The sequence below is a fragment of the Selenomonas sp. AB3002 genome (assembly GCF_000702545.1).
Lineage (GTDB): Bacteria > Bacillota > Negativicutes > Selenomonadales > Selenomonadaceae > Selenomonas_B > Selenomonas_B ruminantium_A.
Genome location: NZ_JNIO01000006.1, coordinates 1 through 20,872 on the forward strand (window position 1 = coordinate 1; position 20,872 = coordinate 20,872).

A 20,872-nucleotide genomic window follows, 5' to 3' on the forward strand; every position below is an offset into this window, starting at 1 on the left:
TTCTTGTACCAGCCCTCCGGCAGAGTCACCAGGCGCATCTGCATATTGCCCTTCTGGGTCATAGCCCTGAGCAGTCCCACAGTTTCCAGTTCTCTGGCCTTTTCCTCGGAAATGCCCAGATTGTCCGTGGGCATGGAGAGAGCCTTGGCCACCCGTGCCACCACGAAGGCGGCATCCATGACCTCGGGACTGCCGGCCACGCCTTCACTTTCCCCGGCAAAAAGCTGCTCCTCCCCCAGAAGGCCTCTGATTCCGTTTTCCAACAGCACCTTTTTGGCCATTTTTCTGACGCGGATGCGACGGGAAAGGCGCTTGTCCTCGGCGCCGAACTGCATCCCCAAAAACATGGAGAGAATCTGCTGGTTCTCTCGGAACTCAGCCAGCAGGGCGGCGGGGCTGGCAAACTCGGCCAACATTCCCTTCTGCCGCCAGGCCTGCAGCATATCGTCCCCCTTGTCAGCCTTCTCCCGCAGCCAGGAAATATGCACCAGGCGGCGGAACCAATGCTCCATCAGGAACGCAGCTCCTCTGTCCTCATTTCTCCATGGGACAGAGGAAAACTCCGTGTCCTCCTTGGCGTAGAGCTGGATGTACAGTTCGTCGAACTCGTCCATGGCAGAAAGGCCGCCTCCCCCGCCCCCAGAGCCAGCAGATAGCACTGCGGAAGGAAAGCTCCTCCCCGGTGCGGGTCACGGCATATACTTCCACGGCCCCCGAGAGGACCTGGATGAATTTTTCCTCCTCCTGCAAAAGGAAGCGCTGCCCTGCAAGCAAAGTATGGGTATTTTCCATGGCTTTACCTCCTTCAATCCACGTCTTCCATGTTATCCATGTCTTCCTGCTCCCGCTCGGTGATGAGCTGCAGGTAAGGGCCATCGTGACTTATCATTTCCCTATGGGTGCCCCGCTCCACAATCTTGCCCCGGAGAGGACGATGATTTCGTCGCAGTCCCGGATGGTGGAAAGGCGGTGCGCCACAATCAGACAGGTGCAGCCGCGATGGCGGATATTTTCCAGCACTTGTTTCTCCGTGATGGGATCCAGGGCAGAGGTGGCTTCGTCCAATACCAGGATGGAGGGATTCACCGCCAGAGCCCGGGCGATTTCCAGCCTTTGGCGCTGCCCCCCGGAGAAATTCATGCCCCCCTCTGCCACCTGGAATTCATAGCCGCCGTCCAGCTTCATAATATCCTCATGGATGCAGGCATCCTTGGCCGCGGCGATGATGTCGCTGCGGCGCACGGTGGTGTCAAAGAGAGCGATGTTCTCCGCCACGGTGCCGGTGATGAGGAAAATATCCTGGTCCACCGCCGCCAGAGAGCTCTGCACCACCTGCCGGGCACCTGCCGCCGGGCACCCCGTCAAAGGAAAGGGTGCCATCCCATTCTTCATAGAGGCCCGTGACAATCTTGGCCAGAGTTGACTTGCCGCTGCCGGAAGCCCCTACCACCGCCACCCAGCTGCCCGGGCAGCGTGGAGGTTGAAATGCTCCAGCAGGGGAGGTTCCAGAGGACTGTAGCCGAAGCTCACTTCCTCAAGAGAGATTTCCCCAGAGAGCCTTTCCCCGGGAAAGATTTCTTCGCTTCCTCCTCTTCCGAAGGGAAATTCAGACTGTCTACTTCGTAGCAGCGCACGTCGTTGAGCCTCTGCATCTGCATTTCTGTAGTCTGCAGGGTGGAGCCCAGCCCCACCAGGGCGTTGACAGGTGCCTGAAAGCTGCCCATCAGGTGCTGGAAAGCCATGAACATACCGGCGGTCATAGCCCCCTCCATGATGGAGAAGCCGCCGATGGTCATGATGAGGGCGCCGTTGATGCCCGAAAGCAGGGTGGGCAGCATCTTCACGGACATGGCCCAGAGGGTGGTCTCCTGGGAGGCGGTGAGGACCTTGGTCTGATAACCCGCCCACTTGGAGAAGAAATCAGACTCGTCCCCGTTGGCCTTGATAGTCTCTATCATGCGCAGGCCGTTCATGGCCACGCCGTAGGCCTTGCCCGCATCCTGCTGGATGCGCATATTGAGGTCCGTCAGGTGCCGCCGCATGGCGAAGAACAGCACGATTTCCACGGAGCTGAACAGGATGCCGATGAGGGTCAGGGCCACATTGTACTGCAGGAGCAGCAACAGGTAGAAAATGGCCACGAAGAGGTCCAGCACCGCCGTAGCGGCAGGGCCGGACAGCACCCCGGCAATGGACTCGTTGAACCCCACGCGGCCTGCCACCTCTGCGGCATAGCGCTGGTGGAAGAACTGCATGGGCAGTTTCAAGAGATGCCAGAAATAGCTGGAGGAATCCGCCAGGGTGAGCTTTCTCTGCCATTGGGTCAGCACTACGGCCCTGAGCCAGGTCATGATGCCGGATATAATGAAGGAAACGGTCATGGCCAGGCAGAAATTCGTCATCCAGTCAGGGTGCTTGCGGGTCAGGATATCATCCAAAAAAATCTGGTTCATGACCGGTGAGGCCAGACCGGGAATGATGGCGCAGAATTCCAGGAGCAGGATGAAGAGGGCTGCCCAGCGGTCCTCCAGCAGTTTCTTCGTCATGTCCTTGAAGACGTTGTAGCGATGGCCCGCTTTTTGGAATCCCTTGTCGGGCTTGATGTAGAGGGATACCCCTGTGTAGGAGGTGCGGAATTCTTCCAGGGCCACCGTGCGCCGCCCCATGGCGGGGTCATTGAGATAGGCGCGGCCATCCTTGATGCCCTCCAACACCACGAAATGATTGAATTCCCAATGTATGATGAGGGGAAAGATATTTTGGTCCTCGAGCTTCAGCAGATCATCCACCGTCCAGCGGTAGCCATCGGCCTCGCAGTTCCTGTTCCGGGCCGCCCGTATGACACAGCTGGCTTTGGAACCATCGCGGTTCACCCCGCACTCGGCCCTGAGCTTTTCCAGAGGAATCCAGAGGCCGTAGTGGGCCAGTATCATGGCGAGGGCTGCCGCGCCGCACTCCGTGGCTTCCATCTGGAGCACGGTGGGCACCTTCACCCGCCTGATATCCCCGGCGAAGATTCCTTTCACTTTTTCCGTCAAACTCATAGGCTCACCTGTTTCTCAGCCATTGGCTCAGCTTGTAGAAAACCTTCTCGATGGGAGGGCGCCGCTCGATGATGATAGAGCCGGTGCAGAAGCTGCCCGCCGAGATAGGCTTGTGCTCCCCCACGGAGGAGGTCCAGAGATAGCCGGACTCGGAGCCGGGGTCCTTCACCAGGTCAAAGCTCACTTCCATCACAGCGCTCTGCTGGGCCTGGATTATCCACTGGGCCAGCTGCTCGTTACCCAGGTTCTTCTGCATGGCCTGGGGAGTGATGGGGTACTGGGACACGGAACGCACAGTGCCCAGGAGGCTGCCCGTCTGGGAAACGTCCACCCCGTTGGGCACCAGCTGGATAGTCTGGCCGCTCTGCACACGCTTGCCCTTGTCCACGGGGATGTAGAGGATGCCCTTCAGCTCCCCTGCGGAGCCATCAGCCAGACGCACGCTCAGGACGGGGGTGCCCCCGCTCACCACGCTGCCCTTCTCGGCCAGCACGTCATCCACGATGCCGTCATAGGGAGAGTAGACGAACTCAGCCGCTTCCTTCTGGTAGCGGCGGGAGTCGAATTCATGGACCCGGCCCGCAGCCTCCCTGCCGCTGGCGGCCAGCTCAGGGCCGAACTGGGCCATGCGGGCGGCAGCTGTTTCCTGGACCTGGTTCACATGGGCCACCAGCTCACCCTTCTTCACCCGGCTGCCGGGAAAGACGTAGATTTCGTCCAGCAGGCCAGCGGAAGTGGTGGAAATCTTGCCCACTCCTGCGGCATCCATGATAAGGCCCATGCCGTCAGCTTTTACCGTAAAGGAGCCGAAAATGGACCAGAGGACCACTGCCAGCAGCATCACACCCACGGCCACCAGCCCCATCCAGCCCACAGGGGTAGTGATGGGAAGCACCGTATCAAGCTTTTCCGGGGAACGCATCTTGTCCAAGGCTTCCTTGCTGAAAATCTGGTCACCGCCGCGGTTCCACTTCTGGGCGGCGTTCTTTTCCTGCTCTGCCATCAGCTTCCCCCTCCTTCCAGGGAAATCTCTGCCTTCATGCCTTCATGGAGGCCATCCATATTGCCTGTCACTACTACTTCGCCTTCCTGCAGGCCCTCGTAGATTTCGATATAGCTGTCATCGTCTGTGCCTGTGCGCACCTGCCGCAGGCGAAGCACCCCTTCGCTGTCCAGCACGTAGACCTTGTCATAGTTGCCGTCCACCATGGCTGACAGGGGCACCGTCAGGCAGGTATAGGGCTGGCCCGTCACCATGCGCACCCCGGTATAGGTCATGGGTTCCAGCGTGCGGGTGCGGTTGTCCACCTCCCAGACGGTGCGACGTATTTCCGCAGGCTCTGAGAGGGGCGGCACGATATCTTTCAATGTGGCCTGCACCTTCTGGCCCCAGCCCACATTCCCTGCAGCGTAATCCGTATCGTAGACCTTGCTCAGGTCCTGCCCCTGAGGGAAGGCCATGACGGAATTCTCCCCCACCCGCAGATGGCGGGTGTCTTCATCAGGCAAGTTCATGGAAAAGGAAAGGCGGTCAAAATCCCCCACCAGGGCCACGGGAGTACCGGCCTGCACATAAGTGCCCTCCCGCTGGTAGATGAGCAGCACCTCACCGTCCAGGGGAGCTTCCACATTCAGCCAGTTTTCCATTACCAGGCACTGCTGATACTGGGCCTGAGCCTCCTGCAGTGCCTCCTGGGCAGCCAGGTACTGGGAGAGGGATTCCTCATATTTTTCCTGGGCCGTGGCGTTCTTGGCTATGAGGCGCCCCTGCCGCTGATAGGTGCTGTAAGCCTGGGCCAGCACGGCCTCTGCCCGGCGGACAGCGCTGGCGGCCTGCTGGATCTTCAGGGGAATCTGCTCATTGGCCATGGTCAGCAGCAGGTCCCCCTTCTGCACAGGACTGTTCTTGCCCACCTGCCAGTGCATGATGCGCCCGTCTGTCAGGGCCACCGCATCTGCCATGTTCTCACTGGTAAAACGCACAGCAGGCAGGGTCAGGGTGGGATGCAGCTGCCGCTGGGCTGCCTGAGCTCCGGAGAGTTGCACTCTGCGGTTGTCCATGCGGTTGGCTATCTGATGTTCGTCGCTATAATTGAGCCAGGCACCATAGCCCACGATGGCCAGAGCCATAACGAGGATGATGGCGATGCCCAAGTAAAAATACTTTTTCATGATGACCTTCCCTTCCCCTTGAATTGCCGCCTGTGTATAAGTCTATTTATTGGGTACATACTTCTCCCCCCCGTGGAATTTCCTGCTTTTTCCCAAAATTCCTTACATTGCTCCCAGCAATTAAAAAGCACCGGGAAGATACCTCTCTCTGCCCGGCGGCTTTATGTATTTTTATGTCAGATGGCCCGTGCCTTCCTGAGCTGTCTCCTGCGAGTGTGGATGCTCTTGACCTGGCCCCAGAAATCCTTGAATCTTACGTCCCGCTTCATTTTCCTTTCCTCCTCATCTTTCCTGCTCAACATGCTGCTATTTTCGTCTCCGGCTTTTGCCTTGCTGTTTTTCTTTCTGTTCTTTATATCCGCCCAAAGAGGAAAGTGTTATACTTTTTGCGAAAATGTTTGAACTCAGGCAGCACCCTTTGATGAAGCGCCGTCAGGTGTATTGACATACAACAGGCTTCTGCTAGAATGGGGCAAAGAGAGAAAATTCCTACAGGAAAGGAGCGTTGACGATGGCAGAGAATATACGACAACTGCCCATTGGGGTGCAGAGCTTTGAGAAACTGCGCCAGGGTGGCTACATATATGTTGACAAGACCCGTTACGTCTATAATCTGGTTCACAGCGCAGGGCAATACTTCCTCAGCCGCCCCCGGCGCTTTGGCAAGAGCCTTTTCCTCTCCACCCTTGCGGCCTATTGGGAGGGCAGGAAGGAACTCTTTGAAGGGCTGGCCATAGAGGAAATGGAGAAAGGCAATAAGGAAGCATGGCAGCCTTATCCTGTGTTTTACTTTGATTTCAACGGCGAGAACTATCAACACGATACCGCCCTGGAGGATGTACTGGACAAGCACCTGCGCGAATGGGAAGCCATCTACGGCTGCCAGGCACAAGGCACCTTGAGCGGTCGTTTCCAAAAGCTCCTAATAACTGCCGCCGAAAAAACCGGCCGTCGCTGCGTGGTGCTGGTGGACGAATACGACAAGCCCTTATTAGAGGTGTTAGAGAAAGATGAACTGGAAGAACACAACAAAGCTGTATTCAAGGGCTTCTTCGGCACCTTGAAAAGCTATGACAAATACCTGCAGTTCGTCTTCATCACCGGTGTCACCAAGTTCAGCAAGGTCAGCATCTTCAGCGACCTGAACCAGCTCAATGATATCTCCCTATATCAAAAATATGCAGGAATCTGCGGCATCACGGAAGCAGAGCTTGCCAAAGCCTTTGCACCGGAAATCGAGGAACTGGCGCATCAGCTTGGTCTTTCCCGGGACAGCTGCCTGGCAAAACTGAAGAAGATGTATGACGGCTACCATTTTCATCCTCAGGGAGAAGGCATCTACAATCCCTTCAGCCTGCTGAAGGCTTTCGATGAAAGGAATCTGGGCGCATATTGGTTCGCCACCGGCACCCCCACCTTCCTGGTGCGGCGGCTGAAAACCATGCACTTCGATGTGCGGCAGTTCACCCAAAAAACCTTGGAAACCAACGACAGGATTCTCTCCGATTACAGGACAGACAACCCCAATCCCCTGCCGCTTCTGTACCAGACGGGATACCTCACCATTGTGGACTATGACCCCCAGGCACGGCTCTACACCCTGGGCTTCCCCAACGAGGAGGTCAAATACGGCTTTTTGGAAAGCCTCCTGCCCGAGTACACTCCCGAAGCGGGCTCCGGCAACGGCAAGGACATCTTCGCCCTGCGGCGCCGCCTCCTGGCTGGTGACACGGACGGTATGAGGGAAATCCTCACCGCCCTCTTTGCCAGCATTCCTTACACTTCAAACGACGCCCCCTTCGAGCATTATTTCCAGTCGGTGCTATACATGGTCTTCACCCTGCTGGACCAGTTCGTGCAATGCGAGGTACACAGCAGCCGGGGACGGGCCGACTGCATAGTTGAGACTGAGCAGTTTGTCTACATCTTCGAGTTCAAGGTGGACAAACCCGCCCAGGAAGCCCTGCAGCAGATTGAGGACAAAGGCTACGCCGCGCCCTTCGCCGCCGACCCACGGCAGGTATTCAAGATTGGCGTGAGCTTCGACTCCGAAAAGAGAAGCCTGGCCGAATGGCTGGTAAATATTTGATATCGGCACACAAAAAGCCGCCGGGAAGATATCACTCTCTTCCCGGCGACTTTTTGCGCCTCACTTATTCTTCCTCTCCCAGCCAGGCTGCCGCCAGGGCCTCGTCGGCAGATGCGCCTTCCTGCTCGGCTTCGGTATACACCGAGGCATCAAAGGCCACGGGCACTCCCATGGCTTTTTCCAGGGCGGCCCGGGAAAGGTTGTACTGGTAAAGGGCCGTCATGTAGTTTGACCTGGCCTGGGTCAGCTTTTCCTGGGCATTCGTCACGGAAAGAAGGATATCCACGCCCTCCTCGTAACGCACCTGGGCAATGGTATAGCTGTCCTCAGCCTGCTTCACGGCCACAGCTGTCTCCTGGATATTCTGCTCCGCCGCCTTCATATTGAGATAGGCAGTGCGGGTCTCCAGCTGGATGGTCTTGCGGGTCTTGCGTGCCCCGGCTTCGTACTGGTCCACCAGGGAGGCTGCCTGGCGCACATTCTCCGAGGTCACGCCGTTGTCGAAGATATTCCAGTTGACGGAAAGCCCTGCCTGCCAGTTGTTGCTGCGCTCACTGGCAAAGGGGGCGTTGCCGGCAATGCTCTGGGTGCCCACTCCCGTAACCCTGGGACGCCAGCCAGCCTTGGCGGCTTCCTTCCGGGCCTGGGCGGCCTTGATGTCATAGTCGGCAGCAATGCCGTCAGGCCGGTGCTCCAAGGCGTATGCCTCGCAGTCAGGCAGGTCCTTGTCATAGGGTTCGTAGGAAAAGTGATCCAGGGGCTCCACATTCGTGTCCTGGGGCAGGCCCACGATGCTGGCCAGGGTGGACTTGGCCACCTCCACGGCCTTCTCGGCATTCACCAGATTCTGCTTGTAGTTGGCAATGCTGACACTCATGGCGAGCATGTCTGCCTCGGCCACCGCCCCTTCCTCGAACTGGGCCCGGATGAGCTCCAGCTGGGTGTGCCCCATGTCCACGGCATCTTTGGCCACCTGGGCCAGGTTCTCGTAGTGAAGGAGATTGGCATAGGCTTCAGCTGCCTGGTAGCGCACAGTCTGGCGGGTGTTTTCCACCGTCAGGTCCGCCCTATTCAACTGGTATCGCCCCGATTTGATTTGATTTTCCAGCTGGCCCCCGGTGTAGATTGGCACGGAAAGGCTCCAACTGTTGGAAAAGGTGTTGTCATAGGCATAGGAGCCCACGGTCTGATTAGCATAGACAGGCAGCGCACCCAGGACATCGCCTACCTTGACCTGAGCCGGATGAGGGTCCCCATAAAGCGAATGTGCCTTCTTGGCAGACCTATAATCCCGCCCCCCGATGCGCAGGGCCTGGGCGTTCCAGCTGACGGTGGGCCCTTTGCTCCTGCGGGCAGCCTTCCAGGCATGCAGGGCCGCCTCCCGGCCTGCCTCAGCCCCTTCTATGGACTCATCAGTGAGGAGAGCCATTTCGATGCTGTCCGTGAGGGTCAGTCCTATGGCCTCAGCTGCGGCTGTGTGATAAGGAAATGATATTGCACTGCATATTGCTGCGATTATAAATGCGAATTTATTCATAATATGTTCACCTTCCTGAGGTGTAGAGGATTGTATGTATAGAATGCAAACTGCGATGCAGACCCTACCTGCCCCGTGAAACGGGGAAGGGGACCGGCGTAGCCGGTGGAAGGGGCGAGGAGGGCAACTGGCTTAGAATATCATTGTTCAGGATTTATTCCCCCCTTCCACCACCTTCGGTGGTCCCCTGCCAGGGAGCCCACTGGGCTCCCGCGCTAACGCGCCCCCGCAAGCGGGGCAGGTAAAACCTGCTAGTTCATTGCTTATACTAAGAAAAGCTACGTCTAACCTTTCATTGCCACTGACCGATTCCCTCTGCCAGTCACTTGCCGCTTCACAAGGTCTGCAAACAGCCCGCCCTTTGCCACTAATTCGTCGAAGCTCCCCATCTCTGCCACCCTTCCTTCGTCCATGACGATGATGCGGTCGCACTTCCTGATGGTGGACAGCCGGTGGGCCACTACGATGCGGGTGGATTTCAGCTTGTCCAGGCTGCGGGTGACTATGGCCTGGGAGCGGTTGTCCAGAGCGCTGGTGGCTTCATCGAAGATGAGGATAGCGGGCCTGCCCACTAAGGCCCGGGCAATGAGGATTCTCTGCCGCTGGCCCCCGGAGATATTGCTGCTGCCCTCGCTGATGACGGTCTGCATGCCCATGGGCATGGCGGCGATATCCTCGGCAATGCCTGCTGCCTCTGCCGCCGCCCAGGCATCGTCCTGTGTCAGCATCCTGGTGCCCACAATATTGGTGTAGATATCCCCTGTCATCAGCTGCCCATTCTGCAGCACCACTCCCATCTGGGAGCGCACGGAGGGCAGGGCCAGCTCCGAAAGGTCCTGTCCGTCAAAGGTGATGCTGCCCCGCTTGGGGGTCTCGAAGCCCAGGAGCAGCCGCACCAGTGTGCTCTTGCCGCTGCCGGACTTGCCCACGATAGCCACATTTTCCCCGGCGGTGATGGAAAAGCTCACATCCTTCAGCACCTCGTCCCCCTCCGTCTCCACTGCCTCCCCCTTCGGACCAGGGGTCACATGGGTGTAGGCAAAGGAGAGATGGCTGACCTCCACGGAGCCGCTGAGTTTCCCCGCCTCCTGCTTTTCCTCCGTAGTCTCAGGCACCGCCTCCAGAATGGGACGCAGGTTCTCCAGTTGGGGCTGGATGGCAAAATACTGGCTGATAAGCCCCAAGGCCCGCCAATGACTCCGTTGAAGCTGGAGTAGGCGGCATTGAAGGCGATGAACTGGGCATAGCCTATGCCAGTCTGCACCGTTTTTCCATCCGGCCCCACTTCATTCATGCCGTAGACGGCAATCCAGTAGAGGATCATGGTGAGGATGAAGGGCTGGATGCTGGCAATGATGGAAGTATAGTTGTCCTGCCACCGCAGCTTCAGGCTCCAGTTCCAGTGCTCACCGAAGGCCTGGGTCCAGAGGCTGAAAGCCTGTTCCTCCGCCCCCTGTACCCGGAACTTGGCCAGCCCTGCGAAAATCTGCTGCACAGTGCCCGCCGATTTGTTCCCCGCCTCGATGATCTTGCGCTGGAAGAACAGCACCCGCCTGAGCACCAGGGCCACGAAGACGGAGTACACAGCCCAGACGGCAATGGCCGCCGCTGTAAGCTTGAAGCTGTAGTAGCACATGAGGAAGATGCTCCAAAAGGAGAAGATAAAACTGAGGATCGAAGTGGCAAACTCACCTGAAGCAAGATTCTTGGCAATGCCGATGCCCCCCATGCGGCTGGCCAGTTCCCCCACAGTGAAGCGCCGGAAGAACTTGGTGGGCAGGCTCATGAGCCGCCCCCACATGGCAGCCTCCGCCGCCGCTTCGATGCGGGTGGATATGCGCATCACCGCAAAGGAGCGCACGATGGACAGGGCCGCCGTGGTAAAGCTGGTGACCATCAGGGCCTGGGTGACAGTAGCAAGGCCCTGCCTGTCCAGGATGGGAATGATATCCTGGAAGATGGTCTCGGTGATGATGGGGGTTGCCAGAGGAATAAGCCCCGCAAAGAGGCTGCACACCAAAATGGTGCGGTAATCCGCCAGCCAGCACTGGCGGAACATGAACTTGATAAGGTCCCAGAGCTTCAAGGCCCGGGCAGGGAAGCCCGCATAGCATTGGAAAGCATCTTTGGCAATGTATTTGACGGTCTCCCCCGTGACCTCCAGCCCCTCTGGTCTTTCCGCAGAAACCAGGCGGTAATGCTCTGGGTCAACAGGCAGGAGAGCCGCTATTTCCTTATCATTGCTGCCAGGGGGAGTGTAGAAGCCCAGCATGACCCCTGAATCTTTCTGCCACCAGTCCTCAGGCAGGGTCACCAGGCGCATCTGCATATTCCCCTTCTGCATGAGGCGGCGCAACAGAGCCACATCATCAAGCCCTCTGGCGCTTTCCGCCTCAAGGGCAATGGCCTCCGTGGGCATCCTGAGCTTCTCGGCCACCTGCCGCACGGCGAAGGTGGCATCCATAGTGAGCTTGCTGCCGCTTGCTATCTCGCTTTGGCCGGAGAAAAGCTGCTCCTCCCCCAACAGGCTCCTGATGCCGTTTTCCACCAGCACGGCCTTGGCCATTTCCCTTTTGCGGATATGGTAGGCCAGCCGCTTGTCACTGGCGCCGAAGCGCACTCCCAGCAGCATGGAGAGAATTTCCTCATGCGCGCGGAAGGCTTCCATGAGCTCATCATGGCTGCCCGCCTCACCAAACAGTTTTTTCCTGCGCCAGCACTGGAGCACATCGTCCCCTTGTCAGCCAGGAGCCGCAGCCAGTTGATGCGAATCAGGGAGGCAAACCAGCCTTCCATCAGCAGGCGCAGTTCTCCCAGCTCCGGCTGCTGCCAGGGCACGAACTCCAGCTCTGCATCCTCCAGGGCATAAATCTGCATGCGGATTTCCCTGAATTCGTCCAAAGCAGGAAAGACCGCCTCCCCCGGTGCCCTGTCGATAAGGTAGCACTGGTGAAAGGAAATGTCCTCACCTGTCCTGGTGGTGGCATAGATCTCCACCCGCCCGGAGACAACGCGCCAGAAGCCAGTATCATCGGTAAGCAAGAAGCGCTCACCGGCGAATAGTTTCTTCGATTCCATAGACTACTCCATCTGCTCCATCTCTTCATTTTCCCGTTCTTCAATAAGACGGCTATAGGGGCCGTCCTGCTCTATCATCTGGCGGTGGGTGCCGCGCTCCACGATCTTGCCTTGGGACAGCACGATGATCTCATCGCAATCCCTGATGGTGGAGAGACGGTGGGCCACTATCAGGCAGGTGCAGCCGCGGTGGCGGATATTGTCCAGCACCTGTTTTTCCGTGATGGGGTCCAGGGCGGAGGTGGCTTCGTCCAGCACCAGGATGGAGGGATTCACTGCCAGGGCTCTGGCGATTTCCAGCCTTTGGCGCTGCCCCCGGAGAAGTTCACGCCGCCTTCCTGAATATTGGCCTCGTAGCCGCCGTTGAGCTTCAGGATATCCTCGTGTATGCAGGCATCCTTGGCCGCCTCCACGATATCGCTGCGGCGGGCAGTCTTGTCAAACAGGGCTATGTTCTCTGCCACGGTGCCGGAAATCAGGAAGATATCCTGATCCACGGCGGCCAGGGAAGCTGTCACCACCTTGCGGGGAATCTGCCTGCGGGGGCTGCCGTCAAAGAGCACCTGCCCGTCCCATTCCTCATAGAGGCCTGTGACAATCTTGGCCAGAGTCGATTTGCCGCTGCCGGAGGCTCCTACCACGGCACCCATTGTCCCGGGCGGGCGTGAAGGTCAAAATGCTCCAGCAGAGGTGCTTCCAGTGGGCTGTAGCCGAAGCTCACATCCTTCAGTTCCAAATCCCCGGCCAGCCTGTCCAGAGGCATCGCCCTCTGCCCCTCCTTCTCAGGGAAGTTCAGGCTGTCCACCTCATAGCAGCGCACATCGTTGAGCCTCTGCATCTGCATTTCTGTGGTCTGCAGGGTAGAACCCAGCCCACCAGCGCATTCACGGGAGCCTGGAAGCTGCCCATAAGGCTCTGGAAAGCCATGAACATACCTGCGGTCATGGCCCCTTCCATGATGGAGAAGCCGCCGATGGTCATGATGAGGGCACCGTTGACCCCGGCCAAAAGAGTGGGCAGGAGCTTCACGGACATGGACCAGAGAGCTGTTTCCTGGGAGGCCATGAGCACCTTGGTCTGATAGCCTGACCACTTAGTGAAGAAATCCGCCTCGTCACCGCTGGCCTTGATGGTCTCTATCATGCGGAGGCCGTTCATGGCCACGCCGTAGGCCTTGCCAGCATCCTGCTGGATGCGCATATTCAGGTCTGTCAGGTGACGCCGCATAGCGAAGAACAAGGCTATCTCCACAGAGCTGAAGGCCACGCCGATAAGGGTCAGGGTCACGTTGTATTGAAGCAATAACAGCAAATAAAAGACTGCCACAAAGAAATCCAGCACCGCCGTAGCCGCAGGTCCTGACAGCACCCCGGCAATGGACTGGTTGAAGCCCACGCGCCCTGCCACCTCAGCGGCATAGCGCTGGTGGAAGAACTGCATGGGCAGCTTTAAGAGGTGCCAGAAATAGCTGGAGGAATCCGCCAGGGTCAGCTTCCGCTGCCACTGGGTCAGCACTACCGCCCGCAGCCAGGTCATGATGCCTGACAGCACGAAGGACACCGTCATGGCCAGGCAGAAGTTGGTCATCCAGTCCGGATGCTTCTTGGTAAGGATATCGTCCAGGAAGATCTGGCTCATGACCGGCCCGCCAAGCCGGGAATAATGGCGCATAATTCCAGTATGAGTATGAAGGTCATGGCCCAGCGGTCCTGCAGGAGTTTTTTCGCCATGTCCTTGAAGACATTGTAGCGGGCCCCTGCCTTTTGGAAATCCGGCCCCGGCAATATCTGCAGGGCCACCCCGTGTAAGAGGTACGGAATTCCTCCCAGGGCACGGTGCGCCGCCCCATGGCAGGGTCATTGAGATAGGCGCGGCCCTTGTCTATGCCCTCCAGCACCACGAAATGGTTGAATTCCCAATGGATGATCAGGGGAAAGATATCCTCTTCTTCCTCCGACACCTCCAGCAGTTCAGCAGCTGTCCAGCGATATCCGTCTGCCTCGCAGCCCGGTTCCGAGCGGCGCGGATGACGCAACTGGCCTTGGAACCGTCACGGTTCACGCCGCACTCGGCCTGAGCTTCTCCAGGGGCACCCAAAGGCCCAGGTTAGCCAGCACCATGCCCAGAGCCGCCGCCCGCATTCCGTGGCTTCCATCTGCAGCACCGTGGGCACCTTCACCCGCTTCTTGCTGGAGCCGAAGGTGTTTTTCAATTTTTCCAGCCAATCCATGACCTCACCTGCCCCTCAGCCACCTGGCTCAGCTTGTAGAAAACCTTCTCAATGGGAGGCCGACGCTCTATGATGATGGAGCCGGTGACGAAGCTGCCGGCGGTAATTGGCTTGTGCTCCCCCACCTGGGAAGTCCAGAGGTAGCCGGATTTGTCAGAGGGGTCTTTCACCAGGTCAAAACTTACCTCCATCAGGGAGCTCTGCTGGGAGGAGAGAATCCACTGGGCCAGCTGCTCATTGCCCAGGGTCTTCTGCATATTCTGCACAGAGACAGGGTACTGGGACACAGACCGCACGGTGCCCAGGAGGCTGCCCGTCTGGGACACGTCCACCCCATTGGGAGCCAGCTGGATGGTCTGCCCCTTCTCCACCCGCTTCCCTTGGCCACGGGAATGTAGAGCACCCCCTTCAGGTGGCTCCTGCCCCGTCAATGCGCACAGTGGCAACGGGGGTGCCGCTGCTTACCACGCTGCCTTCCTCCACCATGACTTCATCCACGGTACCATTATAGGGGGAGTAGACATACTCCGTGGCTTCCTTCTGGTAGCGGCGGGAATCGAATTCCCGGACCCGGGAAGCGGCATCACGCATAGAAGCGGCCAGCTCCGGACCCAGCTGGGCCATGCGGGTGGCAGCCTCCTCCTGCACCATGCTCACATGGGCAATGAGCTCCCCCTTCTCCACCGTGTCCCCGGGATGCACATACAATTCGTCCAGGGTGCCCCCGGAAAGGGTGGAGATCTTCGCCACCCCGGAGGGGTCCATGATAAGCCCATGCCGTCAGCCTTCACGGTGAAGGAACCGAAGACAGACCAGATCACCACCGCCAGCAGCATCACCGCCACGGCGATAAGCCCCATCCAGCCGATGGGGTGGTGATGGTCATGGTGGTGTCCAGCTTCTCCGGGGAGCGCATCTTGTCCAGAGCTTCCTTGCTGAAGATCTGGTCACCTTTGCGGTCCCAGCGGGCTGCCGCCCCCTCGTTTTTCTTTTCCTCAGCCATCAGCTCTCATCCCCTTCCACATCAGCCTCCACCTTCATGCCATCTTCCAGGCCTTCAAAACTGCCTACCACTACCAGCTCGCCCGGCTCCAGGCCGGAGTAAATCTCAATGTATTTGTTGTCATCGGCCCGGCTGTCACCTTCCGCCGGTGGATGATGCCCTCGCTGTCCACCACAATACACTGCGTCATGGGTCCTTGTCAGCCATGGCCGCCAGCGGCACCGTAAGTGCCTTGTAGGTACTGCCCATGCGCATGGTGATGCCCGTGTAGACCATGGCTTCCAAGAGCCCGTGCGGTTGTCCACCTCCCACTCCGTGCGGCGCATATCCGCCGGCTCCGACAGGGGGGGGCACGATGTCTTTCAGGACAGCCTTGATTTCCGTGCCCTGTCCCTTGTTCCCAGCGCCATAATCCGTATCGTAGACCTTGCCAGCCCAGCTTGCTGTTGGGGAATTTCAGATACCCTGCCTCCCCCCAGCTCCCAGATGGTTGGCCTCAATGTCCTTCATGCTCAGGGAAAAGCGCAGCCAGTCAAAATTGCCACCAAAGCCACAGGAGTGCCTGGCTGCACATAGGACCCTCCCGCTGGTAGATGATCAGCACCTGCCCGTCCACAGGCGAAACCACATTGAGCCAGTCCCTGCTGCACGCAGGCAGCTGGTCGCGCCCGGGCTACTTCCAAGGAGAGTACGAGGAGGCCGAGGCCCAGTACATGCGGCCCAGGGTTCCCTGCGGGAGGCCCAGGCCCAGCGCGACCAGTGCCTGGTGCAGCAGGACTTGGCTCCAATGTGGTTTCGCCTGTGGCGGGCAGGTGCTGATCATCTACCAGCGGGAGGGCTCCTATGTGCAGCCAGGCACTCCTGTGGCTTGGTGGGCAATTTTGACTGGCTGCGCTTTTCCCCTGAGCATGAAGGACATTGAGGGCAACCATCCTGGAGCTGGGGGAGGCAGGGTATCTGAAATTCCCCAACAGCAAGCTGGCTGGCAAGGTCTACGATACGGATTATGGCGCTGGGGAACAAGGGACAGGGCACGGAAATCAAGGCTGTCCTGAAAGACATCGTGCCCCCCCCTGTCGGAGCCGGCGGATATGCGCCGCACGGAGTGGGAGGTGGACAACCGCACGGGGCTCTTTGGAAGCCATGGTCTACACGGGCCATCACCATGCGCATGGGCAGGTACCTACAAGGCACTTACGGTGCCGCTGGCGGCCATGGCTGACAAGGACCATGACGCAGTGTATGTGTGGACAGCGAGGGCATCATCCCACCGGCGGAAGGTGACAGCCGGGGCCGATGACAACAAATACATTGAGATTTACCGCGCCTGGAGCCGGCGAGCTGTAGTGGGTAGGCAAGTTTTGAAGGCTGGAAGATGGCATGAAGGTGGAGGCCTGATGTGGACAGGGGATGAGAGCTGATGGCTGAGGAAAAGAAAAACGAGGGGCGGGCAGCCGCTGGACCGCAAAGGTGACCAGATCTTCAGCAAGGAAGCTCTGGACAAGATGCGCTCCCCGGAGAAGCTGGACACCACCATGACCATCACCACCCCCATCGGCTGGATGGGGCTTATCGCCGTGGCGGTGATGCTGCTGGCGGTGGTGATCTGGTCTGTCTTCGGTTCCTTCACCGTGAAGGCTGACGGCATGGGGCTTATCATGGACCCCTCCGGGGTGGCGAAAGATCTCCACCCTTTCCGGGGGCACCCTGGACGAATTGTATGTGCATCCCGGGACACGGTGGAGAAGGGGAGCTCCATTGCCCATGTGAGCATGGTGCAGGAGGAGGCTTGCCACCCGCATGGCCCAGCTGGGTCCGGAGCTGGCCGCTTCTATGCGTGATGCCGCTTCCCGGGTCCGGGAATTCGATCCCGCCGCTACCAGAAAGGAAGCCAACGGAGTATGTCTACTCCCCCTATAATGGTACCGTGGATGAAGTCATGGTGGAGGAAGGCAGCGTGGTAAGCAGCGCACCCCCGTTGCCACTGTGCGCATTGACGGGGCAGGGAGCCACCTGAAGGGGGTGCTCTACATTCCCGTGCCAAGGGGAAGCGGGTGGAGAAGGGGCGACCATCCAGCTGGCTCCCAAATGGGGTGGACGTGTCCCAGACGGGCAGCCTCCTGGGCACCGTGCGGTCTGTGTCCCAGTACCCTGTCTCTGTGCAGAATATGCAGAAGACCCTGGGCAATGAGCAGCTGCCCAGTGGATTCTCTCCTCCCCAGCAGAGCTCCCTGATGGAGGTAAGTTTTGACCTGGTGAAAGACCCCTCTGACAAATCCGGCTACCTCTGGACTTCCCAGGTGGGGGAGCACAAGCCAATTACCGCCGGCAGCTTCGTCACCGCTCCATCATCATAGAGCGTCGGCCTCCCATTGAGAAGGTTTTCTACAAGCTGAGCCAGTGGCTGAGGGGCAGGTGAGGTCATGGATTGGCTGGAAAATTGAAAAACACCTTCGGCTCCAGCAAGAAGCGGGTGAAGGTGCCCACGGTGCTGCAGATGGAAGCCACGGAATGCGGGGCGGCGGCTCTGGGCATGGTGCTGGCTAACCTGGGCCTTTGGGTGCCCCTGGAGAAGCTCAGGGCCGAGTGCGGCGTGAACCGTGACGGTTCCAAGGCCAGTTGCGTCATCCGCGCCGCTCGGAACCGGGGCTGCGAGGCAGACGGATATCGCTGGACAGCTGCTGAACTGCTGGAGGTGTCGGAGGAAGAAGAGGATATCTTTCCCCTGATCATCCATTGGGAATTCAACCATTTCGTGGTGCTGGAGGGCATAGACAAGGGCCGCGCCTATCTCAATGACCCTGCCATGGGGCGGCGCACCGTGCCCTGGGAGGAATTCCGTACCTCTTACACGGGGGTGGCCCTGCAGATATTGCCGGGGCCGGATTTCCAAAAGGCAGGGGCCCGCTACAATGTCTTCAAGGACATGGCGAAAAAACTCCTGCAGGACCGCTGGGCCATGACCTTCATACTCATACTGGAATTATGCGCCATTATTCCCGGCTTGGCGGGGCCGGTCATGAGCCAGATCTTCCTGGACGATATCCTTACCAAGAAGCATCCGGACTGGATGACCAACTTCTGCCTGGCCATGACGGTGTCCTTCGTGCTGTCAGGCATCATGACCTGGCTGCGGGCGGTAGTGCTGACCCAGTGGCAGCGGAAGCTGACCCTGGCGGATTCCTCCAGCTATTTCTGGCACCTCTTAAAGCTGCCCATGCAGTTCTTCCACCAGCGCTATGCCGCTGAGGTGGCAGGGCGCGTGGGCTTCAACCAGTCCATTGCCGGGGTGCTGTCAGGACCTGCGGCTACGGCGGTGCTGGATTTCTTTGTGGCAGTCTTTTATTTGCTGTTATTGCTTCAATACAACGTGACCCTGACCCTTATCGGCGTGGCCTTCAGCTCTGTGGAGATAGCCTTGTTCTTCGCTATGCGGCGTCACCTGACAGACCTGAATATGCGCATCCAGCAGGATGCTGGCAAGGCTACGGCGTGGCCATGAACGGCCTCCGCATGATAGAGACCATCAAGGCCAGCGGTGACGAGGCGGATTTCTTCACTAAGTGGTCAGGCTATCAGACCAAAGGTGCTCATGGCCTCCCAGGAAACAGCTCTCTGGTCCATGTCCGTGAAGCTCCTGCCCACTCTTTTGGCCGGGTCAACGGTGCCCTCATCATGACCATCGGCGGCTTCTCCATCATGGAAGGGGCCATGACCGCAGGTATGTTCATGGCTTTCCAGAGCCTTATGGGCAGCTTCCAGGCTCCGTGAATGCGCTGGTGGGGCTGGGTTCTACCCTGCAGACCACAGAAATGCAGATGCAGAGGCTCAACGATGTGCGCTGCTATGAGGTGGACAGCCTGAACTTCCCTGAGAAGGAGGGGCAGAGGGCCGATGCCTCTGGACAGGCTGGCCGGGGATTTGGAACTGAAGGATGTGAGCTTCGGCTACAGCCCACTGGAAGCACCTCTGCTGGAGCATTTTGACCTTCACGCCCCGCCGGGACAATGGGTGGCCGTGGTAGGAGCCTCCGGCAGCGGCAAATCGACTCTGGCCAAGATTGTCACAGGCCTCTATGAGGAATGGGACGGGCAGGTGCTCTTTGACGGCAGCCCCGCAGGCAGATTCCCGCAAGGTGGTGACAGCTTCCCTGGCCGCCGTGGATCAGGATATCTTCCTGATTTCCGGCACCGTGGCAGAGAACATAGCCCTGTTTGACAAGACTGCCCGCCGCAGCGATATCGTGGAGGCGGCCAAGGATGCCTGCATACACGAGGATATCCTGAAGCTCAAACGGCGGCTACGAGGCCAATATTCAGGAAGGCGGCGTGAACTTCTCCGGGGGGCAGCGCCAAAGGCTGGAAATCGCCAGAGCCCTGGCAGTGAATCCCTCCATCCTGGTGCTGGACGAAGCCACCTCCCGCCCTGGACCCCATCACGGAAAAACAGGTGCTGGACAATATCCGCCACCGCGGCTGCACCTGCCTGATAGTGGGCCCACCGTCTCTCCACCATCAGGGATTGCGATGAGATCATCGTGCTGTCCCCAAGGCAAGATCGTGGAGCGCGGCACCCACCGCCAGATGATAGAGCAGGACGGCCCCTATAAGCCGTCTTATTGAAGAACGGGAAAATGAAGAGATGGAGCAGATGGAGTAGTCTATGGAATCGAAGAAACTATTCGCCGGTGAGCGCTTCTTGCTTACCGATGATACTGGCTTCTGGCGCGTTGTCTCCGGGCGGGTGGAGAATCTATGCCACCACCAGGACAGGTGAGGACATTTCCTTTCACCAGTTGCTACCTTATCGACAGGGGGGCACCGGGGGAGGCCGGTCTTTCCTGCTTTGGACGAATTCAGGGAAATCCGCATGCAGATTTATGCCCTGGAGGATGCAGAGCTGGAGTTCGTGCCCTGGCAGCAGCCGGAGCTGGGAGAACTGCGCCTGCTGATGGAAGGCTGGTTTGCCTCCCTGATTCGCATCAACTGGCTGCGGCTCCTGGCTGACAAGGGGACGATGTGCTCCAGTGCTGGCGCAGGAAAAAACTGTTTGGTGAGGCGGGCAGCCATGATGAGCTCATGGAAGCCTTCCGCGCGCATGAGGAAATTCTCTCCATGCTGCTGGGAGTGCGCTTCGGCGCCAGTGACAAGCGGCTGGCCTACCATATCCGCAAAAGGGAAATGGCCAAGGCCGTGCTGGTGGAAAACGGCATCAGGAGCCTGTTGGGGGAGGAGCAGCTTTTCTCCGGCCAAAGCGAGATAGCAAGCGGCAGCAAGCTCACTATGGATGCCACCTTCGCCGTGCGGCAGGTGGCCGAGAAGCTCAGGATGCCCACGGAGGCCATTGCCCTTGAGGCGGAAAGCGCCAGAGGGCTTGATGATGTGGCTCTGTTGCGCCGCCTCATGCAGAAGGGGAATATGCAGATGCGCCTGGTGACCCTGCCTGAGGACTGGTGGCAGAAAGATTCAGGGGTCATGCTGGGCTTCTACACTCCCCCTGGCAGCAATGATAAGGAAATAGCGGCTCTCCTGCCTGTTGACCCAGAGCATTACCGCCTGGTTTCTGCGGAAAGACCAGAGGGGCTGGAGGTCACGGGGAGGACCGTCAAATACATTGCCAAAGATGCTTTCCAATGCTATGCGGGCTTCCCTGCCCGGCCTTGAAGCTCTGGGACCTTATCAAGTTCATGTTCCGCCAGTGCTGGCTGGCGGATTACCGC

The 20,872-nt window shown here is 58.8% G+C and carries 31 protein-coding genes; 10 read left to right on the forward strand and 21 right to left on the reverse strand.

Features of this window, described 5'->3' with window-relative positions:
* The 6 genes from P159_RS18455 to P159_RS0105700 form a co-directional block, all read right to left on the reverse strand.
* Positions 1-614, reverse strand: a 614-nt coding sequence (locus tag P159_RS18455; protein WP_037376996.1) for a hypothetical protein, incomplete at its 3' end; no start/stop codon positions are given.
* The gene (locus tag P159_RS20540) at positions 535-792 is read right to left on the reverse strand and encodes a hypothetical protein (protein ID WP_185753630.1); all 258 of its coding nucleotides are present in this window, start codon (positions 790-792) and stop codon (positions 535-537) included. The genes P159_RS18455 and P159_RS20540, both read right to left, overlap by 80 nt.
* 93 nt (positions 793-885) lie before the next feature.
* On the reverse strand, positions 886-1,392 hold the full coding sequence (locus tag P159_RS20910) for an ATP-binding cassette domain-containing protein (RefSeq protein ID WP_051650167.1): 507 nt from the start codon (positions 1,390-1,392) through the stop codon (positions 886-888).
* A gap of 134 nt (positions 1,393-1,526) precedes the next feature.
* Positions 1,527-3,044, reverse strand: a complete 1,518-nt coding sequence (locus P159_RS18460) for a cysteine peptidase family C39 domain-containing protein (RefSeq protein ID WP_051650168.1) — start codon at positions 3,042-3,044, stop codon at positions 1,527-1,529.
* Between the two features lie 4 nt (positions 3,045-3,048).
* Entirely contained in the window at positions 3,049-4,047 is a 999-nt protein-coding gene (locus tag P159_RS0105695) for an HlyD family efflux transporter periplasmic adaptor subunit (protein ID WP_029541895.1), read from the reverse strand.
* Complete coding sequence (locus tag P159_RS0105700; protein ID WP_029542285.1) at positions 4,047-5,216, reverse strand: efflux RND transporter periplasmic adaptor subunit; 1,170 nt, start codon at positions 5,214-5,216, stop codon at positions 4,047-4,049. Before P159_RS0105700 ends, P159_RS0105695 begins: the two co-directional genes overlap by 1 nt.
* A gap of 511 nt (positions 5,217-5,727) precedes the next feature.
* Between P159_RS0105700 and P159_RS0105710 the strand changes: the two genes are divergently transcribed.
* Positions 5,728-7,305, forward strand: a complete 1,578-nt coding sequence (locus tag P159_RS0105710; protein WP_029542287.1) for an ATP-binding protein — start codon at positions 5,728-5,730, stop codon at positions 7,303-7,305.
* A 64-nt stretch (positions 7,306-7,369) separates the two neighbouring features.
* Here the strand turns inward: P159_RS0105710 and P159_RS0105715 are convergent, their stop codons facing one another.
* The 15 genes from P159_RS0105715 to P159_RS21170 all read right to left on the reverse strand — a co-directional run bounded on the left by P159_RS0105715 (position 7,370) and on the right by P159_RS21170 (position 15,465).
* Positions 7,370-8,842, reverse strand: a complete 1,473-nt coding sequence (locus tag P159_RS0105715; protein ID WP_051650169.1) for a TolC family protein — start codon at positions 8,840-8,842, stop codon at positions 7,370-7,372.
* A 284-nt stretch (positions 8,843-9,126) separates the two neighbouring features.
* Complete coding sequence (locus P159_RS19210; protein WP_185753631.1) at positions 9,127-9,957, reverse strand: ATP-binding cassette domain-containing protein; 831 nt, start codon at positions 9,955-9,957, stop codon at positions 9,127-9,129.
* A complete protein-coding gene (locus tag P159_RS18465; RefSeq protein ID WP_318253515.1) occupies positions 9,867-11,408 on the reverse strand; it encodes an ABC transporter transmembrane domain-containing protein in 1,542 nt (513 codons plus the stop codon). The genes P159_RS19210 and P159_RS18465 overlap by 91 nt, the downstream gene beginning before the upstream one ends.
* Positions 11,327-11,920 carry a hypothetical protein gene (locus P159_RS21160; protein ID WP_318253512.1) on the reverse strand — a complete coding sequence of 198 codons (594 nt, stop codon included), beginning with the start codon at positions 11,918-11,920 and terminating at the stop codon, positions 11,327-11,329. Before P159_RS21160 ends, P159_RS18465 begins: the two co-directional genes overlap by 82 nt.
* 3 nt (positions 11,921-11,923) lie before the next feature.
* Entirely contained in the window at positions 11,924-12,196 is a 273-nt protein-coding gene (locus tag P159_RS20920; protein ID WP_051650172.1) for a hypothetical protein, read from the reverse strand.
* Positions 12,193-12,561, reverse strand: coding sequence for an ATP-binding cassette domain-containing protein (locus P159_RS20925; protein ID WP_221174064.1), 369 nt, complete (start codon positions 12,559-12,561; stop codon positions 12,193-12,195). Before P159_RS20925 ends, P159_RS20920 begins: the two co-directional genes overlap by 4 nt.
* Positions 12,555-12,764 (reverse strand): hypothetical protein, encoded by a 210-nt coding sequence (locus tag P159_RS20930; RefSeq protein WP_221174065.1) that lies wholly within the window; start codon positions 12,762-12,764, stop codon positions 12,555-12,557. The genes P159_RS20925 and P159_RS20930 overlap by 7 nt, the downstream gene beginning before the upstream one ends.
* Positions 12,713-13,558, reverse strand: a complete 846-nt coding sequence (locus P159_RS20935; protein WP_051650175.1) for an ABC transporter transmembrane domain-containing protein — start codon at positions 13,556-13,558, stop codon at positions 12,713-12,715. Before P159_RS20935 ends, P159_RS20930 begins: the two co-directional genes overlap by 52 nt.
* Positions 13,555-13,704 (reverse strand): hypothetical protein, encoded by a 150-nt coding sequence (locus P159_RS21165; RefSeq protein ID WP_318253513.1) that lies wholly within the window; start codon positions 13,702-13,704, stop codon positions 13,555-13,557. Before P159_RS21165 ends, P159_RS20935 begins: the two co-directional genes overlap by 4 nt.
* A 273-nt stretch (positions 13,705-13,977) precedes the next feature.
* The gene (locus P159_RS20945; protein WP_221174067.1) at positions 13,978-14,145 is read right to left on the reverse strand and encodes a hypothetical protein; all 168 of its coding nucleotides are present in this window, start codon (positions 14,143-14,145) and stop codon (positions 13,978-13,980) included.
* Positions 14,129-14,521, reverse strand: a complete 393-nt coding sequence (locus tag P159_RS0105735) for a hypothetical protein (RefSeq protein ID WP_029542292.1) — start codon at positions 14,519-14,521, stop codon at positions 14,129-14,131. Before P159_RS0105735 ends, P159_RS20945 begins: the two co-directional genes overlap by 17 nt.
* Positions 14,522-14,558: 37 nt before the next feature.
* The gene (locus P159_RS0105740) at positions 14,559-14,915 is read right to left on the reverse strand and encodes an HlyD family efflux transporter periplasmic adaptor subunit (RefSeq protein WP_029542294.1); all 357 of its coding nucleotides are present in this window, start codon (positions 14,913-14,915) and stop codon (positions 14,559-14,561) included.
* A gap of 70 nt (positions 14,916-14,985) precedes the next feature.
* Complete coding sequence (locus P159_RS20545; RefSeq protein WP_185753633.1) at positions 14,986-15,153, reverse strand: hypothetical protein; 168 nt, start codon at positions 15,151-15,153, stop codon at positions 14,986-14,988.
* On the reverse strand, positions 15,153-15,335 hold the full coding sequence (locus tag P159_RS0105750) for a hypothetical protein (protein ID WP_029542296.1): 183 nt from the start codon (positions 15,333-15,335) through the stop codon (positions 15,153-15,155). Before P159_RS0105750 ends, P159_RS20545 begins: the two co-directional genes overlap by 1 nt.
* A gap of 4 nt (positions 15,336-15,339) precedes the next feature.
* Positions 15,340-15,465, reverse strand: a complete 126-nt coding sequence (locus P159_RS21170; protein WP_318253514.1) for a hypothetical protein — start codon at positions 15,463-15,465, stop codon at positions 15,340-15,342.
* Between the two features lie 317 nt (positions 15,466-15,782).
* Between P159_RS21170 and P159_RS0105765 the strand changes: the two genes are divergently transcribed.
* The 9 genes from P159_RS0105765 to P159_RS0105795 all read left to right on the forward strand — a co-directional run bounded on the left by P159_RS0105765 (position 15,783) and on the right by P159_RS0105795 (position 20,816).
* The gene (locus P159_RS0105765; protein ID WP_185753634.1) at positions 15,783-16,208 is read left to right on the forward strand and encodes a hypothetical protein; all 426 of its coding nucleotides are present in this window, start codon (positions 15,783-15,785) and stop codon (positions 16,206-16,208) included.
* Positions 16,209-16,244: 36 nt separating this feature from the next.
* A complete protein-coding gene (locus P159_RS0105770; RefSeq protein WP_029542303.1) occupies positions 16,245-16,574 on the forward strand; it encodes a hypothetical protein in 330 nt (109 codons plus the stop codon).
* Between the two features lie 84 nt (positions 16,575-16,658).
* Positions 16,659-16,994 (forward strand): hypothetical protein, encoded by a 336-nt coding sequence (locus P159_RS0105775; RefSeq protein ID WP_029542305.1) that lies wholly within the window; start codon positions 16,659-16,661, stop codon positions 16,992-16,994.
* A gap of 213 nt (positions 16,995-17,207) precedes the next feature.
* The gene (locus tag P159_RS0105780; RefSeq protein WP_185753635.1) at positions 17,208-17,510 is read left to right on the forward strand and encodes a hypothetical protein; all 303 of its coding nucleotides are present in this window, start codon (positions 17,208-17,210) and stop codon (positions 17,508-17,510) included.
* A 71-nt stretch (positions 17,511-17,581) separates the two neighbouring features.
* A complete protein-coding gene (locus P159_RS20950; protein WP_051650176.1) occupies positions 17,582-18,655 on the forward strand; it encodes a cysteine peptidase family C39 domain-containing protein in 1,074 nt (357 codons plus the stop codon).
* A complete protein-coding gene (locus P159_RS20955) occupies positions 18,646-18,924 on the forward strand; it encodes a hypothetical protein (RefSeq protein WP_221174068.1) in 279 nt (92 codons plus the stop codon). The genes P159_RS20950 and P159_RS20955 overlap by 10 nt, the downstream gene beginning before the upstream one ends.
* A 123-nt stretch (positions 18,925-19,047) precedes the next feature.
* Positions 19,048-19,371 carry an ATP-binding cassette domain-containing protein gene (locus P159_RS20960; RefSeq protein ID WP_221174069.1) on the forward strand — a complete coding sequence of 108 codons (324 nt, stop codon included), beginning with the start codon at positions 19,048-19,050 and terminating at the stop codon, positions 19,369-19,371.
* Entirely contained in the window at positions 19,256-19,642 is a 387-nt protein-coding gene (locus P159_RS21175) for a hypothetical protein (protein ID WP_051650179.1), read from the forward strand. The genes P159_RS20960 and P159_RS21175 overlap by 116 nt, the downstream gene beginning before the upstream one ends.
* A gap of 529 nt (positions 19,643-20,171) precedes the next feature.
* Complete coding sequence (locus tag P159_RS0105795; RefSeq protein WP_185753636.1) at positions 20,172-20,816, forward strand: hypothetical protein; 645 nt, start codon at positions 20,172-20,174, stop codon at positions 20,814-20,816.
* Positions 20,817-20,872: the final 56 nt, after the last annotated feature.